A 15726-nucleotide genomic window follows, 5' to 3' on the forward strand; every position below is an offset into this window, starting at 1 on the left:
CTCCGCAATGGCGGCGAACACGTCGTCCTCGGTCAACAACACCGGCGAAACATCCATACCCGAACAATAGTCGAACAGACATTCGCACGTCATCACCCGGCCAGGCAAGGAAACCGCTCGGAAATGGCACGGTCCGTCACCGGGCTCCCACGGACGCGTGAATTCACCTCCAAGGCGAAGGAATCGTGCCTGTCATCCCAACGAGACCGCCGGAATCCCGTCACCTACTCAGGCGAGTACATCCGTCAGGAGGCGCGCCACGTCGCCCAACTGCTCGTGCACACCATCGCGGGCCACGACCTTTCCCCCGACCACTACCACCGCGACGTCCGACGCGGTCGCGGCGAGGATCAACTGCTCGGGCTCGGCACCGGCGGTCCGGACGGAATTCATCCGAACGGCGGTGAAGTCGGCCGGGGCTCCCACCTCGATCCGACCGGCCTCCGGCCAGCCGATCGACGCGTGGTTCGTCAGCGCCCCGACGAGTTCCGCCGGGGTGAACCGGCCACGTTCGCCCGTCCGCAACCGCTCGTTGTGCTCCAACGCCCGCGCCTCCGCCAACGGGTCGATCACCGCGTGCTGGTCACTCCCCAACGACAACGCCACCCCGGCGTCCGCCAACTCGCGCGCCGGTCCGATGCCGTCCGCCAAGTCGGCCTCCGTCGTCGGGCAGAAGCACACCCCGGACCGCGTCGCACCCAGCAGGCCTATGTCCTTCGTGGACAGGTGCGTCCCGTGGACGGCCGTCGTCCGCGGCGTCAGGGCACCGGCCTCGGCCAGCAGCTCCGTCGGCGTCACCCCGTACGCCTCCAGGCAGGCCTCGTTCTCGGCCGGCTGCTCCGACAGGTGCACGTGCAGCGGCCGGTCGGGGAACGCCCGCGCCACCAGCGACAACGCCTCGCGCGGCACGGCGCGGACCGAGTGGATCGCCGCGCCGATCCGGGTGTTCTCGTCACCGCGGAGTTCCGCGACCCGGTCGAGCCACCGGTCCGCGGTCCCGTCCGAGAACCGCTCCTGCACCCCCCGCACCGGCTGGCCGATCCCACCGGCCAGGTAGCAGGCGTCCAACAGGGTCAGCCGGATTCCCGCGTCCCGAGCGGCCTGGCGCAGGGCCTCGGCCATCTCGTTCCCACCGCTGTGCAGGTAGTGGAACTCCCCCACCGCCGTCACCCCGGCCACGGCCATCTCCGCGTACACGGCCGTGGCCAGCTCGAGGTACGAGTCGGGCGTCAGCCGTTCCGCCACCGCGTACATCCGGTCGCGCCACGTCCAGAACGTGCCGCCACCCGAATGCGTGCGCCCGCGCAACGCCCGGTGGAACGCGTGCGAGTGCGCGTTGGCGAAACCGGGGAACACCATGCCGTGCAGGCGTTCCGCGCCGAGCGGGATGGTGTCCACTGTAGACACCGATGCGATCGCACCCTTGTCCACCCGCACGAGCACCCGCGACGCGATGCCGTCCGGCAGCCACGCGCGTTCGCACCAGAAGCTCTTCATCGCGTCAGGTGCTCCAACGTCGTCGCCAACGCCACCACGCCCGCCGCGCAGTCGTCCGCCTCGGCGAACTCGTCCGGCGCGTGGCTGATCCCGGTCGGGTTGCGCACGAACAACATCGCGGTCGGCACGTGCGCGGCCAGGATGCCGGCGTCGTGACCGGCACCGGTGGGCAGATCAGGGGTGCCCTCACCGAGAGCACCCCGGATGTCGGACATGAGACCGGCGTCGAAGTGCACCGTCCCGCCCCAGCTCTCCTCCGTCACCCGCACCGAGCACCCCTCCTCCTCGGCCGCCGCCCGTGCCGCCGCCGTGATCCGGTCGACCACCTCGCGGGTGCGCGGCTCGTCGCCGGCACGGGCGTCCAGCCAGACGTCCACCGACGACGGGATGACGTTGGTGCCACCGGGGTTCGGCACCAGGCGGCCGACCGTCGCACGGGCGCCGGAAGTGGCCGCGCGCCGTGCCGCCAGCACCATCTGCGCCGCCGGCAGCATCGGGTCGCGACGGTCCTCGATCAACGTCGCACCGGCGTGGTTGCCCTCACCGGTGAACGTGTACCGCCACCGGCCGTGGGCCAGGATCGAACTCGCCAGGCCAACCGGGACGTCCAGGCCGCGCCCCTGCTCGACGTGCAGCTCCACGAACGCGCTGAGGTACGACAGCGCGCGGTCGTCCCGGCCCATCCGCAGCGGGTCGAAGCCGGAGGCGTGCGCCGCCTCGCCGAACGTGACGCCGTCGGCATCGGTCAGCTTGGCGGCGACCTCCGGTGCGATCGCGCCGGTCATCAGGCGTGATCCGAGGCAGGCGACGCCGAAGCGCCCACCCTCCTCCTCCACGAACACCACGATCGCCAACGGCCGCGACGGCGTGAAACCGCGCGCCCGCAACAAGTCCACCGCTTGCAGGGCCGACACCACGCCCAACGGCCCGTCGAACGCACCGCCACCCGGCACCGAGTCCAGGTGGCTGCCGGTGATCACCGCGTCGGGCCCCGGCTTGCCCCACCACGCCCAGATGTTGCCGTTGCGGTCGGGCCGGACGTCGATCCCCCGACGCGTCGCCTCCTCGGCGAACCAGGCGCGGAGTTCGAGCTCGACCTTGTCGAAACCGTGCCGCGAGTAGCCGCCGCGCCGGCGGTCGCGCCCGACGTCGGAGATGTCCTGGAGGTCAGTCATCGCTGCTCATCGGGATCGGGACGTGCTTCTCGGCGGCGACGTCGACGGCCCGCTGGTACCCGGCGTCGACGTGCCGGATCACGCCCATCGCGGGGTCGTTGGTCAGCACCCGCTCGATCTTCTGCGCCGCCAGCGCGGTCCCGTCCGCGACCGTCACCTGACCGGCGTGGATGGACCGGCCGATGCCGACGCCGCCGCCGTGGTGCAGGGACACCCAGGTGGCCCCGGAAGCGGTGTTGACCAGGGCGTTCAGCAGCGGCCAGTCGGCGATGGCGTCGGAGCCGTCGGCCATCGCCTCGGTCTCCCGGTACGGGGACGCCACCGAGCCGCAGTCGAGGTGGTCCCGGCCGATGACGATCGGCGCGGACAGCTCGCCCGACGCCACCATCTCGTTGAACTTGAGCCCGGCGAGGTGGCGCTCGCCGTAGCCGAGCCAGCAGATGCGGGCGGGCAGGCCCTGGAACTCGACGCGCTCACCGGCCATCTTGATCCAGCGGGCCAGCCGCTCGTTCTCCGGGAACAGCTCCAGGATCGCCCGGTCGGTCGCCGCGATGTCGGCCGGGTCGCCGGAGAGCGCCGCCCAGCGGAACGGGCCCTTGCCCTCGCAGAACAGGGGCCGGATGTAGGCGGGGACGAAGCCCGGGAAGTCGAACGCCCGGTCGTAGCCGCCGGCCTTGGCCTCACCGCGGATCGAGTTGCCGTAGTCGAACACCTCCGCGCCGCGGTCCATGAAGCCGACCATGGCCTCGACGTGGTCGGCCATCGACTCGCGGGCCCGGTCGGTGAACTCGTCCGGCTTGGCGGCGGCGTAGTCGGGCCAGTCCTCCACCGCGACGCCCTTCGGGCAGTACGCCAGCGGGTCGTGCGCGGAGGTCTGGTCGGTGACGATGTCCACCGGCACGTCGCGGCGCAGCAGCTCGGGCAGCACCTCGGCGGCGTTGCCGATCAGCCCGACGGACAGCGCCCGGCCCTCGGCCTTCGCCTTCAGCACCCGCGCGATCGCGTCGTCGACGTCGTCCGCGATCTCGTCCAGGTAGCGGGTCTCCACGCGGCGGCGGGCGCGCTGCGGGTCGATCTCGATGCAGAGCGCCACGCCCTCGTTCATGGTGACCGCAAGCGGTTGCGCGCCGCCCATGCCGCCCAGGCCCGCGGTGACGGTGAGCGTGCCGCGGAGGGTGCCGTCGAAACGCTTGTCGGCGACGGCGGCGAACGTCTCGTAGGTGCCCTGGAGGATGCCCTGGGTGCCGATGTAGATCCACGACCCGGCCGTCATCTGGCCGTACATGGTCAGGCCCTCGGCTTCGAGACGGCGGAACTCGGGCCAGTTCGCCCAGTCCGGCACGAGGTTGGAGTTCGCGATCAGCACGCGCGGCGCCCACTCGTGGGTGCGCATGACGCCGACCGGGCGGCCGGACTGGACGAGCAGGGTCTCGTCGTCCTCGAGGTTCGTGAGCTCGCGGGTGATGGCGTGGAAGCTCGGCCAGTCGCGGGCGGCCTTGCCGGTGCCGCCGTAGACGACCAGGTCGTCGGGGCGTTCGGCGACGTCCGGGTCGAGGTTGTTGTGGAACATCCGCAGGGCGGCTTCGGTCGGCCAGCTGCGGGCGGTGAGGTCGGTTCCCCGGGCAGCGCGCACCATCAGAGGACTCCCTTCCGGATCAGGTCTTCGGCGGCGGCGATCTCGGGCGCGAGGTGGCGGTCCGGGCCGGGGCCCTCGACGTGCTCGCGGAGCTTCGCGACGGCCGCCGCGGTGGCGGGGGCGGGCTTGAGCGGCTTGCGCAGGTCCAGGGCACGGCCTGCGGTCAGCAGCTCGATCGCGAGGACGCGGCGCAGGCCGTCGACGGACTGGCGCAGCTTGCGCGCGGCGGACCAGCCCATGGAGACGTGGTCCTCCTGCATGGCGCTGCTCGGGATCGAGTCGACCGAGGCGGGCACGGCCAGGCGCTTGAGCTCGCTGACGATCGCGGCCTGGGTGTACTGGGCGATCATGTGGCCGGAGTCGACGCCCGGGTCGTGCGCCAGGAACGGCGGCAGGCCGTGCGAGCGGTTCACGTCGAGCATCCGGTCCGTGCGTCGCTCGGCGATGCTCGCCACGTCGGCGGTCGGGATGGCCAGGAAGTCCAGCACGTAGGCGATCGGCGCGCCGTGGAAGTTGCCGTTCGACTCGACCCGGCCGTCGGCCAGCACCACCGGGTTGTCGATGGACGAGGCCAGTTCCCGGTCGGCCACGGTCTCGGCGTAGGCGACGGTGTCGCGGGCCGCGCCGTGCACCTGCGGCGAGCAGCGCAACGAGTAGGCGTCCTGCACCCTGGTGCAGTCCGGGCCGCGGTGGCTCTCCATGATCTCGGAGTCGCGCAGGATCTCCGCCATCCGCTGCGCGGAACGACCCTGACCGGGGTGCGGGCGCAGGGCGTGGAGGTCGGCGGCGAACACGCGGTCCGTGCCGAGGAGGGCTTCGACGCTCATCGCGGCGGTCAGGTCCGCGACGTCCAGCAGGTAGTGCAGGTCCTTGACGGCCAGGATGAGCATGCCGAGCATGCCGTCCGTGCCGTTGATCAGCGCCAGGCCCTCCTTCTCGGCCAGGCGGACGGGCTGGATGCCCGCCTTGGCGAGGGCTTCGGCGGCCGGGAGCAGGGTGCCGTCCGCGTCGTGCACGTCGCCCTCGCCGGTCAGGGCCAGGGCGGCGGCGGACAGCGGTGCCAGGTCACCGGAGCAGCCGAGCGAGCCGAACTCGTGCACGACCGGGGTGATGCCCGCGTTCAGCATCGCGGCCATCGCCTCGGCCGTCTCCAGCCGGATGCCCGTGTGACCGCTGGTGAGGGTCTTGAGGCGGAGCAGCACGAGGGCGCGGACCACCTCGCGCTCGACCATGGGGCCCGAGCCCGCCGCGTGCGAGCGGACGAGGGACTGCTGGAGGGCCGCTCGGCGGTCCGGCGGGATGTGCCGGACCGCGAGCGCGCCGAACCCCGTGGAGACGCCGTAGGTCGGCTGCTCGGCGGTGGCCAGGCGTTCGATGTGCGCACGGGCGGTGGTGACCGCCTCGCGCGACGCCTCCGTGATCTCCACGCGCGCGTCGCCTCGCGCCACGGCGTGGACGTCATCGCGGGTCAGGGGTTTCGGACCCAGCTGCACGGGTTGCATGGACCCATCTCAACCCGGCGGCCGGGTCCGCACGACCCGACGTCCGCCGATCGTGTCTGGTATCCCAGACTCGTGGTCAGGGACAGGCGGCGGCCCTGCCCGGGTGGGCTCCCAAGCCGATCACCGGACCGCCCAGGCGACGTCCGGGTCCGGGTCGACCACCACCGCCTCGGCCACGGCGATCATCTCCTCCGCGGACGCCACGCCCTGATCGAGCGCCTCCACCGTGAGGTACAGGTCCGGGCTCAACCGGACGGTCAGCGACCCGTGGGACGAGACCAGGTACTCGGCGGGCAGACCTCGGGCCGTCACGGCGCGCGGCTGCTCCTGGAAGCCGGTCTTCGACTGCCTGCGGGGAGCGGTACCCAGCGCGGCCACGTAGCCGGCGCCGTCGATCTGCCCCATGGCCTGCGCCATCCAGCCCTCGTCGGTCACCTCGACCAGGTAGGGGGCCGATCCGCCGACGGACAGCGGCGGACGCACCACGGTCGGGTCGGGCCGGACGGATATGGCGATCCGCCACAGGGTCGTGCGGACGTCGAGCGTGGCGTAAACGGACAGGACGGCGTAGACGCCCGGCGCCGGGGTGAAGGACAGCGTCCCGTTCGACTCGTTCGGGCCCGACGTGTCGTTCGAGAACAGGCCCGGCGCATCGTTGACCATCACCCGGTCGACGGCAGGCCCGGTGGCGATCCGCTGTTCGACGTCCCGCTCCTGCGCCTCCGCGTGCTTGATCACCAGCTGCACCCGGGGCGGCGGGAGCCCGGTGGACGCGGGCCGGCCCGTCCAGTCGCGTTGGACGGACACGTCATCCCCGAACCACCTCTTGGTCTCGACGAAGCCGTCGGGCAGCCACGTCGGGCTGTGCCCCAGGCCGATCGGGGTGACCGTCGTGGGTGTCGTGGCCGTCGTCAGCACGGTGGTGCTGTGGCCGCCCGGCGGTGACTCGGCCACGGGTCGCCCGATCATCGTGGTGACGATGGCGACGGCGGCGGCCGTTGCCGCCGTGACGGCCAGGAACACCGGCTTGCGGCTGCGCTTGGGACGGCGCAGGGCGGCCAGCACCGCGCCCTCCGGCGGGGCCTGGTCGGCGCGCAGTCGCAGGGCGTCCCTGATCAGGCTCTCGGTGTCGGTCACAGCTCCTCCTTCACCCGGACGTTCGTGCGCAGCGTGGCCAGTGCGCGGGAGATGTGGCTGCGGACCGTGACCCGGGAGCAGCCCAGCACCCCCGCGATCTCGGCGTCGTCGTAGCCCTCGTAGAAGCGGAGCACGACGGCCGCCTTCTGCTTGCGCGGGAGCCGGTCGATGCGCTGGAGCATCGCTTGGCGTTCGTCGTAGTCGCCGAACCGGTCCTGGTCCGGCGGGTCGACGTCCGGCAGCGGGGCGTGCGCCCGGCGGCGTCGCCAACCCAGGTACTCGTTGGTGACCATCCGCTTGACGTACGCGGCGGGCGCGTCCAGCTTCGCTATGCGTGACCAGCGCTGTTGGGCCCTGAGCAGGCACTCCTGGACGACGTCCTGCGCCAGGTGCGGGTCACCCGTCAGCACGGTGGCGTAGCGCAGCAGCGGGGTGACCTGCCCGGTGGCGAAGTCCTCGAAGCTGGTCGTCATAACCCTCCAATGCGCCGCACCCCGGTTTTGTTGAGAATGGGTTTCGTGGGAGGCAGCAGCGAGGTGCCGGCGTTGCGCCGTGGGCTCGCGGTGCTGCGCCTGCTGGCCGGCAGGCCCGGTCCGCTGTCGGCGGCGGCGGTGGCGCGTGAGCTGTCCCTGCCCAGGTCCACGACGTACCACCTGCTGGCGGAGCTGACGGCGGCCGGGTTCGCGACCCACTTCCCCGAGGAGCGACGCTACGGGCTGGGCGTGGCGGCGTTCGAGCTCGGCTCGGCGTACCTCAGGCACGACCCGCTGGAACGGCTGGCGCGTCCGGTGCTGCGGCGGTTGGTCGACTCGGTGGGGCGCACTGCCCACCTCGGCGTGCTGCACGGTGCGGAGGCGCTCTACCTCGTGCGGGAGCAGCCCCGGCAGCCGACCACGATCGTGTCGGACGTGGGCGTGCGACTGCCGGCGCACCTGACCGCTTCGGGGCGGGCCATGCTGGCGCGGTTGCCCGCGGCGCAGGTGCGGGCGTTGTTCCCGGGCGGCCCGTTCGTGGACCGGACCGGCAGGGGTCCGCGGAACCTGCCCGCGTTGCGGCGGTTGCTGTCGGTGGAACGGCGGCGCGGGTGGGCGGTGGAGGACGGGTACGTGACGGCCGGGTTCGCCTCGGTGGCGGCGCCCGTCTTCGACCACGGCGAGCGGCCGATCGCGGCGATCACGGTGACGTTCCGGCACGTCTGCGAGGTGGAGTGCGGCGAGACGTGGCCGGAGCTGGCGGTGGAGATCCGACGTGCGGCGGACGAGCTGACCGGGCGGATCGGCGGCCGGGGCTGAGCCCGGTCCGGTCGAGCGGGTGGGAACCCGCGGACGTGCCGCGGGTTCCCACCCCGGACGGTCAGCGGGACCGCGTACGTGACGGAACACCCGGTGGTGGCGGCTCGCGCCACGACCACGACGATTCTCGGAAGGTCGCGAAAACGCTCGTGGGCCGGGGGTGGTCGCCCACCCCCGGCCCACGAAATCGGGAGGATCAGAGGCTGACGGTCTTCAGGAACTCCGCCGCCACGTTCGCCACGGTCTTCTTGTCGACGTCCACCTGCTTGACCAGATCGGCCAGGTTCTCGGTGGTGAGCGCCGCGGAGACCTTGTCCAGCGCCTCCTTGCCCTTCGCGTCGACCGCGTCCGAGCGGAGCAGCGGCACGATGTTCTGGGCCGGGTACATCGTCTTCGGGTCTTCCAGCTCCACGAAGCCGTTCGCCTTGATGTCGGCGGACGTGGTGTAGAGGTTGATCACCTGGACGGTGCCGTTCTTCAACGCGTCCACGGTGATCGGGCCGCCCGCGTCGGTCGTCTTGATCTCGGTGAACGTCACCCCGTACAAATCCTTGATCTTCGCTTCCCAGCGCTGCTGCCACTCGCCGGCCGCGCCGAGCACGTACTTGCCGGACCCGAGGTCGGCGATCGACTTCACGCCACCGTCCGCAGTGGCCTTCGTGACCACCAGGACGTCCTTGTCCTCCGCGTCCGACTTCTCCAGCACCTCCAGGCCTTGCGGTGTCTTGGACTTCAACGCCGCGTAGACGGCCTCCGCCTCGGTCGTGGTGTTGGTCTTGTCGAAGTAGTTCAGCAGGTTGCCGGTGTACTCCGGCACCACGCCGAGCGACTTGTCCTGCAACGCCTTCACGACCAGTTCGCGGGCACCGATACCGGCGCGGACCGACACCTTCGCGCCGGTCGCCTTCAGCGCGCCGGCGTAGATCTCGGCCAGGATCTTGTTCTCGGTGAAGTCGGCCGAACCGACCACGACCTCACCCGACGCGGCTTCCTGACCGGTCCCGCCCAAGTCCTCTTTGGACCCGCAGGCGGAGACGACCAGGGTGGCCGCGGCGACGATGACGGCCAACGTGCGCTTCATGCCGGACTTCCTCCAGATTCGACGGGCACCGGACTCTTCCGGCGCCTCGACTGCATCCTGCTCGACCGCGTCCTCCCCGCTCGGGCGGACAGCCGCACGCCCGCGGGCACGACGAGCCTGCCCACGCCCGCGAGCACCGCGTCCAGCGCGACCGCGAGCAGCGCGATGAGGATCGCGCCGCCGACGAACTGCGCGTAGTCCAGGACCCGCACGCCGTCCAGGAGTGGACGTCCCAACGTCTCGATCCCGACGTACGCCGCCACCGACGCGGTGGCCACGACTTGCAGCATCGCGTTGCGCAGGCCGCCGATGAGCAGCGGCAGCGCGTTCGGCACCTCGACCCGCCACAACCGCTGCGTCCCGGTCATCCCCATGCCACGCGCCGCGTCCACGACACCGCGGTCGACGTCCTGGATGCCCGCGTAGGTGCCGGCCAGGATCGGCGGCACGGCGAGCACGATCAACGCGATCAGCACACCGACCGTGCCGCCGCCCGTGATCAGGTACAGGAACGTCACCAGACCCAGCGTCGGCAACGCGCGCAACGCGTTGCTGCCGCCGACCAGCACCACAGAGCCGCGCCCGGTGTGGCCGACGAACAGGCCAAGCGGCACGGCGACCAGCGCCGCGCCGAGCACCGCCCCGACGCAGAACAGCAGGTGGACGCCGACCCGCACCGGGATCGACTTGCCGCCCGACCAGTTGGCCGGGTCGACCAGCCACGCGAACGCCTCGGCGAAGATCATGGCTTACCCACCAGCACCCACGGGGTCAGTCGGTTGCGGAGCAGCACCAGCAGCAGGTCGACCACGAGCGCCAGCACCAGGGTCAGCACGATGCCGACGATGATCGGCGCGAGGTAGCGCTGCTGGAAGCCGTCGGTGAACAGCGTGCCGAGGCCGCCGGTGCCGATCAGCGCGCCGACGCTGACCAGGCTGATGTTGCTCACCGACCCGACCCGCACGCCCGCCGCGAGCACCGGCACGGCCAGCGGCAGCTCCACCGTGAGGAACCGGCGCCACGGCCGGAAGCCCATCGCGGTGGCCGCGGCGGTGACGTGCGACGGCACCGCGTCCAGCGCCTCGGCGACCGGTCGGACCAGCAGCGCGGTGGTGTAGAGGGTCAGCGCGCTGATCACGTTGACCGGGTCGAGCACCCTGGTGCCGATCAACGCGGGGATGATCGCGAACAGGGCCAGCGACGGGATCGTGTAGAGGACGTTCGACAACGCGATCAGCGTCGCGTTGACCGGGCGGAACCGGTGGCACAGCAGGCCGAGGACGATCGCCAGCACCACCGACACGACCAGCGGCACCAGCGACAGGTAGACGTGTTCGAGCAGCCTGTCCAGCAGCGCCGCCCTCGTACCGGCGTCGCTGAGGTAGGTCACCATGTCACCCACGGCGGCTCTCGATCACGTCCAGCACCTGCCGGGCCGTGACGACACCGGCCAACCGGCCCTCCGCGTCCACCGCGACCCCGAGCCCGGACGGCGAGGACAACGCCGAGTCCAGCGCGCCCCGGATCGACGCGCCCACCTCGTACAGCGAGCCGCCCGGCACGACCGAGGCGTCCGGCGCGACCCAGCCCTGCGGGCGCTTGTCCGCGTCCACCACCAGTCGCCAGTCCGGAGAGGACTCGAACGCGGAACCGTCGGCGACGGTGGCGACCTCGGCCACCTCGACACCCGACGAGTCCACAAAGGACAGACTGCGGTAGCCGCGGTCCTTGCCGACGAAGTTCGCCACGAAGTCGTCCGCGGGTCTGGTCAGCAGGACGGCCGGCGGCGCGTACTGGGCGAGGAAGCCGCCGGTGCGCATCACCGCGACCTTGTCGCCGATGCGGATGGCCTCGTCGATGTCGTGCGTCACGAAGACGATGGTCTTGTCCAGCTCCGCCTGCAGCCGCAGCAGCTCGTCCTGGAGCCCTTCGCGCACCACCGGGTCGACCGCGCTGAACGGCTCGTCCATCAGCAGCACCGGCGGGTCCGCGGCCAGCGCCCGCGCCACGCCCACGCGCTGCTGCTGGCCGCCGGACAGCTGCACCGGGTACCGGCGGCCCAGCTCGGCGGGCAGGCCGACCAGCTCCAGCAGCTCGGCGGCACGCGCACGGGCCTTGCGCCTGGTCCAGCCGGTGAGCAGCGGCACGGTGGCCACGTTGTCCAGCACGGTCCGGTGCGGGAACAGCCCCGCCTGCTGGATGACGTACCCGATGCCGCGCCGGAGCGTCGGCGGGTCGACGCCGAGCACGTCCTTGCCGTCCACGAGGATCGTGCCGGACGTCGGGTCGAGCATCCGGTTCACCATGCGCAGGGACGTGGTCTTGCCGCACCCGGACGGCCCGACGAAAACGGTGATCGTGCCGGCCTCGACCACCAGGTCCAGGCCGTTCACCGCGGTGGTCCCGTCGTCGAACCGCTTGGTCACGTCGCGGAACTCGATCACCCGTGGTCCTCCTGCCGATGGGTATCAAGCGTCGTCCGACCCTAGCCCGTTGGTCCGACCGTGGCACGGCGTTCCACACTTCGGTCAGTAGGCTGCGTCGTTTGTGGCCACTGAACCCGTACGCGCCCTCCTGACCGAACGCGGTGCGCACGCCCGCAAGCTGCGGCGCGTGCTCGACCTGCTCGCCGGCGACTGGCACACGCTGGCCGAACTCGTCCGCCTCCCCGCCGTGCCGCGGCGCAGCGTGCAGGAGCTGCTGACCGCCATCGGCGACGACCTGGAGACCAGCGGCGACCGGTTCCGGCTGGCGCCCGCGAAGGCCGCCGACTACGCGGCGTTCGGCGCCGGTGAGGACCTGGTCGACCCGGTGGACGCGCTGGTCTCCCGGAACACCGCGCAGCTGCGGTCGATCCTCGCGGACATCGCGGACGTGCCGCCACCGCTGTCCGCTCTGGACCACGTGCAGGCGACGGCGGAAACGGCGTTGAAGCGCGCGCTGTGGTTGGACGCGACGTACGACCTGGCCGGGCGGACGTTGCTGTGCCTGGGCGACCACGACCTGACGTCGCTCGCGGTGTGCGCGGTGAACCCGGACGTCGAGGTCGTCGTGGTGGACGTGGACGACCGGCTGCTGGAGTACATCTCGACGCGCGCCGAAGCACGCGGGTGGTCGGTGCGGACGGTGCACGCGGACTTCCGGTTCGGCTTGCCGCCCGCGCTGCTGGAGTCGGCGGACCTCGTGTTCAGCGACCCGCCGTACACGCCGGAGGGCATCGGGCTGTTCGCTTCGCGGGCGATCGAGTGCCTGGCGGATTTGTCACTCGGGCGGGTGCTGCTCGCTTACGGGTTCAGCGACCGGACGCCCGCGCTGGGGTTGAAGGTGCAGCAGGAGTTGCAGCGGCTCGGGTTGGTGTTCGAGGCGATCCTGCCCGCGTTCCACCGGTTCGACGGTGCGCAGGCGATCGGCAGCGCGGCCGACCTGTACGTCTGCCGCCCCACGTCCCGCCGTTCGGCATCGGCGTCCTCGAAGACCGCGATCTACACGCACGGGCCGCAGTCGCTGGAGTCGTCCGGGCCGGGATCGACGGCGTTGGCGGCGTTGGTGGACCTCGCGCCCCGACCGGAGTCGTCACCGCCGCCGAAGCCACGTGCGCCGGGGTGGTCGGACCCGATCGGCAAGGGCGCCGCGTCGTTGGCGGTGGACCTGTCGGGAGATCCGGGGCCGTGGCTGCTGCGGACCCTGCTGGCGTGCTCACCCGGTCGGATGGCGGCGCTGGTGCCCAACAACCACCCGGACGTGGCGTCGGCGGCCGGTCAGCGGGCGCTGACGTCGTTGGTGGACACCAGGTTCGCGCTGCGGTTCCTCCGGTCCACTCCGGACGGGAAGCACTGCGTGGTGGTGGCGGACCAGGTGTTGGCGGGGACGTTGGACGTCGGCGGGCTGGCCGTGCGGGAGGTGCTGATGCGGGCGCACGGGAAGTTGGGGAACGTGTGGCGGGAGGCGCTGGTGACCGTGACGCGCGGTGCGTTGACCAAGCGGGAGGCGCGGGAGCGGATCGGGGACGGCGAGGACCTGGAGTCGAGGCTGATCGACCTGCCCCGGCACCGGATCACCGCCCTGCTGCCCGCGATCCGAGCGTCCGCGGCCCAGTAGTTCGGACGTCCCAGCAGTTCGGTGTCCAGCAGTTAGGTGTCCCAGCAGTTCGGAGTCCCAGCAGTGGGGAAGGCCGCCGGGAATCGGGCGAAATCCCGGCGTCCGGGCTGCCGACGGCGGTAACTTGCGGTCGAACCTGGAGGCACGCGCATGAACCAACCCCACGGCGGCTGGCCGCAGCAGCCACAGCCCGGTCAGCCCCAGCCCGGCCCGCCACAGCCGGGCCCGCCGCAACCCGGTCAGCCGCAGCCGGCCCAGCAGCCCTACCCCGGCCAGCCGCACGCCGGCCAGCCCAACCCGGGTCAGCAACATCCAGGTCAGCCCAACCCCGGCCAACCCAACCCAGGTCAGCAGTACCCAGGTCAGCCCAACCCGGGCCAGCCCAACCCCAGTCAGCAGTACCCGGGCCAGCAGCAGTTCCCGGGTCAGCCGCCCTACCCCGGTCAGCCGCACCAGGGTCAGCCCTACCCCGGCCAGGCCCCCTACCCCGGCCAACCGCCGTTCCCCGGCCAACCGCCGTTCCCGGGCCACCAGGGTCCGCCGAACAAGGCACTGCCCGTCATCGCCGCGCTGCTGTACCTGCTGCTGGGGATCTTCGCCCTGGTCGTCGCGGTGCTGATCATCTCCGGCGGCGGGAGGGTGCCGCACTTCATGGCGGCCGGCGCGCTGGGTCTCCCGTTCTCCGGCATGTTCCTCGGCAGCTTCGACGCCGCGCTCACGATCTCGATCGTCCAGGCGTCGCTGACGGTCATCCTCGCGGTGCTGCTCGCGTGCCGTGTGCCGGGCGTGCGGTGGGTGCTGGTCGTGATGTCGCTGCTGGCCGCCGTGCACTACGGGCACGTGGTCGCCGAGATCCTGTCGTTCCTCCCGATCTCCCTCGCGGTGACCCCGGCGATCGCGACGCTGCTGTGGCTGGCCGCCGGCCTGATCTCCGCACTCCCCGCGGTGGGCCGTGCGATGCGGGGAGCGCAGCCGAAGATGCCACCGCGCCAGGCGTACGGCCCGCCACCGGTCCAGGGCCAGTGGGGCTGAGTCACAGCGACCCGGCCAACGCCCCCAACCGATCCAAGATCCGGGTCAACGCCTGCAGCAGCCGCATGACCTGACCGGTGATCCGTTCCAGCACCGCCGCCGCACGCCCCACGGCCCAGCCGGTGAACGCGGCCACCGACGCACCGCCGCTCGCCTCCGCCACGGCCAGCGCGACGGCGGCGTTGCGGACCACCTCCGACACGAACATCCCGATCAGGTCCCGCACCATCCCGCGCACGGCGGCCGTGATCGTCCCGGCGGTCGACAGCTGCTCGGCGACCGCGGCGCACCGACGGCTCGCGGCACGCGTGTCGTCAGCGGTCGCCCCTCCGGCTTCCTCGCGGGCGACGCGGTCGAGGTCGACGGCCGCCCGGCGCCACCGGCCCACCGCGTCTTTGATCCGATCGCCGTCACCCGCCAACCAGTCGAGCGGCGCGGCCAGGAACCGGACGTGCTCGACCAACCACCCGATCCCCGCCAACGACGTCAACGGGTCGAGCGCCAGGCCCAGCGTGTCCAGCCACGCGGACGCCAGTGCCAGGTCGGGGTCCGGCGCCCAGGGCTCGTCGGCCTCCCGCGCCGTCCCGTCCGCCGGTGGTGGCACGCCCGCCGACGCGGGACGGCGGATGTCCTCGGCAACGCGGGCGGTCAGGTCGGACGAGCCCTCGGCGAAGAACCGGGCCAACAACCCGAAGGCGTCCGGCTCGACACCGCACAACCCGTCGACGATCAACCCCCGCCGCTCGTCCGCCGTCGCACGCGGCCTCGCCTCGATCCCGCTCACAGCTGCGACGGCCCGCCGGCTTCCACCGGGCACCACAGGCTGCGCGGCAGCTCGTGCCCCGACTCCGGACCCGGCCCGTCCACCGACTGCACCGGGGCGGCCGGGGGTTCCGCGGGCTCGAGAGGTTCCGCGGGTTCGAACCCGGTGATGAACTCCATCGCCGCGGTACCGCCGAACTCCGGTTCCACCACCGCCGCCACCTGCCGCGCCACCTCGGCCCGCGCCCGCCGCACGGTCGCCATCACGACCTCGCCCAGCGCCGCGTCGGACGCGCCTTCGGCCGGCAACGAGAACGAGATGTCCCGCAACGCCCCGTTGGGCGCGACCGTCGCGGTCACCCACCCGTCGGGCGAGCGCACCGTGGCCTCCGCGGCACGGATGCCGTCCTGCACCTCCTGCGCCCTCCTGGCCAGGTCACGCGCCTTGGCCTCAAGGTCGGCGATCATGCGCGCCGGGTCCACCCGATCGTCTCCCCTACTCCAAGACCTTCAC

At 72.1% G+C, this 15726-nt stretch carries 15 protein-coding genes; 3 read left to right on the forward strand and 12 right to left on the reverse strand.

The genetic code is table 11. The features are described 5' to 3' along the window. Positions 1-228: 228 nt before the first annotated feature. From OQ02_RS33095 to OQ02_RS33120, 6 genes are all read right to left on the reverse strand, one after another. A complete protein-coding gene (locus OQ02_RS33095; protein WP_033442597.1) occupies positions 229-1497 on the reverse strand; it encodes a formimidoylglutamate deiminase in 1269 nt (422 codons plus the stop codon). After that, on the reverse strand, positions 1494-2672 hold the full coding sequence (locus OQ02_RS33100) for an allantoate amidohydrolase (RefSeq protein ID WP_033442598.1): 1179 nt from the start codon (positions 2670-2672) through the stop codon (positions 1494-1496). Before OQ02_RS33100 ends, OQ02_RS33095 begins: the two co-directional genes overlap by 4 nt. Beyond that, complete coding sequence (gene hutU / locus OQ02_RS33105; RefSeq protein ID WP_033442599.1) at positions 2665-4308, reverse strand: urocanate hydratase; 1644 nt, start codon at positions 4306-4308, stop codon at positions 2665-2667. Before hutU ends, OQ02_RS33100 begins: the two co-directional genes overlap by 8 nt. Next, the gene (gene hutH / locus OQ02_RS33110) at positions 4308-5810 is read right to left on the reverse strand and encodes a histidine ammonia-lyase (RefSeq protein ID WP_033442600.1); all 1503 of its coding nucleotides are present in this window, start codon (positions 5808-5810) and stop codon (positions 4308-4310) included. Before hutH ends, hutU begins: the two co-directional genes overlap by 1 nt. Before the next feature lie 120 nt (positions 5811-5930). Then, positions 5931-6947 (reverse strand): hypothetical protein, encoded by a 1017-nt coding sequence (locus OQ02_RS33115; protein ID WP_033442601.1) that lies wholly within the window; start codon positions 6945-6947, stop codon positions 5931-5933. Continuing rightward, entirely contained in the window at positions 6944-7420 is a 477-nt protein-coding gene (locus OQ02_RS33120; protein ID WP_033442602.1) for a SigE family RNA polymerase sigma factor, read from the reverse strand. Before OQ02_RS33120 ends, OQ02_RS33115 begins: the two co-directional genes overlap by 4 nt. A 45-nt stretch (positions 7421-7465) precedes the next feature. Here OQ02_RS33120 and OQ02_RS33125 point away from each other — a divergent pair, with 45 nt between their 5' ends. Then, positions 7466-8239 carry an IclR family transcriptional regulator gene (locus OQ02_RS33125; RefSeq protein WP_033442650.1) on the forward strand — a complete coding sequence of 258 codons (774 nt, stop codon included), beginning with the start codon at positions 7466-7468 and terminating at the stop codon, positions 8237-8239. A gap of 196 nt (positions 8240-8435) precedes the next feature. Here OQ02_RS33125 and OQ02_RS33130 read toward each other — a convergent pair whose 3' ends face one another. From OQ02_RS33130 to OQ02_RS33145, 4 genes are read right to left on the reverse strand one after another with little or no spacing between them, the layout of a single operon-like run. Beyond that, the gene (locus tag OQ02_RS33130; protein ID WP_033442603.1) at positions 8436-9320 is read right to left on the reverse strand and encodes an ABC transporter substrate-binding protein; all 885 of its coding nucleotides are present in this window, start codon (positions 9318-9320) and stop codon (positions 8436-8438) included. Next, entirely contained in the window at positions 9317-10066 is a 750-nt protein-coding gene (locus tag OQ02_RS33135) for an ABC transporter permease (protein WP_051773094.1), read from the reverse strand. The genes OQ02_RS33130 and OQ02_RS33135 overlap by 4 nt, the downstream gene beginning before the upstream one ends. Further along, the gene (locus OQ02_RS33140; protein ID WP_033442604.1) at positions 10063-10722 is read right to left on the reverse strand and encodes an ABC transporter permease subunit; all 660 of its coding nucleotides are present in this window, start codon (positions 10720-10722) and stop codon (positions 10063-10065) included. Before OQ02_RS33140 ends, OQ02_RS33135 begins: the two co-directional genes overlap by 4 nt. Beyond that, positions 10715-11764: an ABC transporter ATP-binding protein gene (locus tag OQ02_RS33145; protein ID WP_033442605.1), complete on the reverse strand. Its 1050-nt coding sequence runs from the start codon at positions 11762-11764 to the stop codon at positions 10715-10717. The genes OQ02_RS33140 and OQ02_RS33145 overlap by 8 nt, the downstream gene beginning before the upstream one ends. A 103-nt stretch (positions 11765-11867) precedes the next feature. On the opposite strand from OQ02_RS33145, the gene OQ02_RS33150 reads away from it, so the two are divergent. Continuing rightward, positions 11868-13418 carry a bis-aminopropyl spermidine synthase family protein gene (locus OQ02_RS33150; protein WP_033442606.1) on the forward strand — a complete coding sequence of 517 codons (1551 nt, stop codon included), beginning with the start codon at positions 11868-11870 and terminating at the stop codon, positions 13416-13418. A 150-nt stretch (positions 13419-13568) separates the two neighbouring features. Further along, entirely contained in the window at positions 13569-14450 is an 882-nt protein-coding gene (locus OQ02_RS45170; RefSeq protein ID WP_051773095.1) for a hypothetical protein, read from the forward strand. A 1-nt stretch (position 14451) separates the two neighbouring features. Here the strand turns inward: OQ02_RS45170 and OQ02_RS33160 are convergent, their stop codons facing one another. Both OQ02_RS33160 and OQ02_RS41565 read right to left on the reverse strand, forming a co-directional pair. Then, entirely contained in the window at positions 14452-15234 is a 783-nt protein-coding gene (locus OQ02_RS33160; RefSeq protein WP_033442607.1) for a hypothetical protein, read from the reverse strand. Continuing rightward, positions 15231-15695, reverse strand: a complete 465-nt coding sequence (locus tag OQ02_RS41565) for a YbaB/EbfC family nucleoid-associated protein (RefSeq protein WP_051773096.1) — start codon at positions 15693-15695, stop codon at positions 15231-15233. Before OQ02_RS41565 ends, OQ02_RS33160 begins: the two co-directional genes overlap by 4 nt. Positions 15696-15726: the final 31 nt, after the last annotated feature.

The sequence above is a fragment of the Saccharothrix sp. NRRL B-16314 genome, assembly GCF_000716595.1.
GTDB lineage: Bacteria > Actinomycetota > Actinomycetes > Mycobacteriales > Pseudonocardiaceae > Actinosynnema.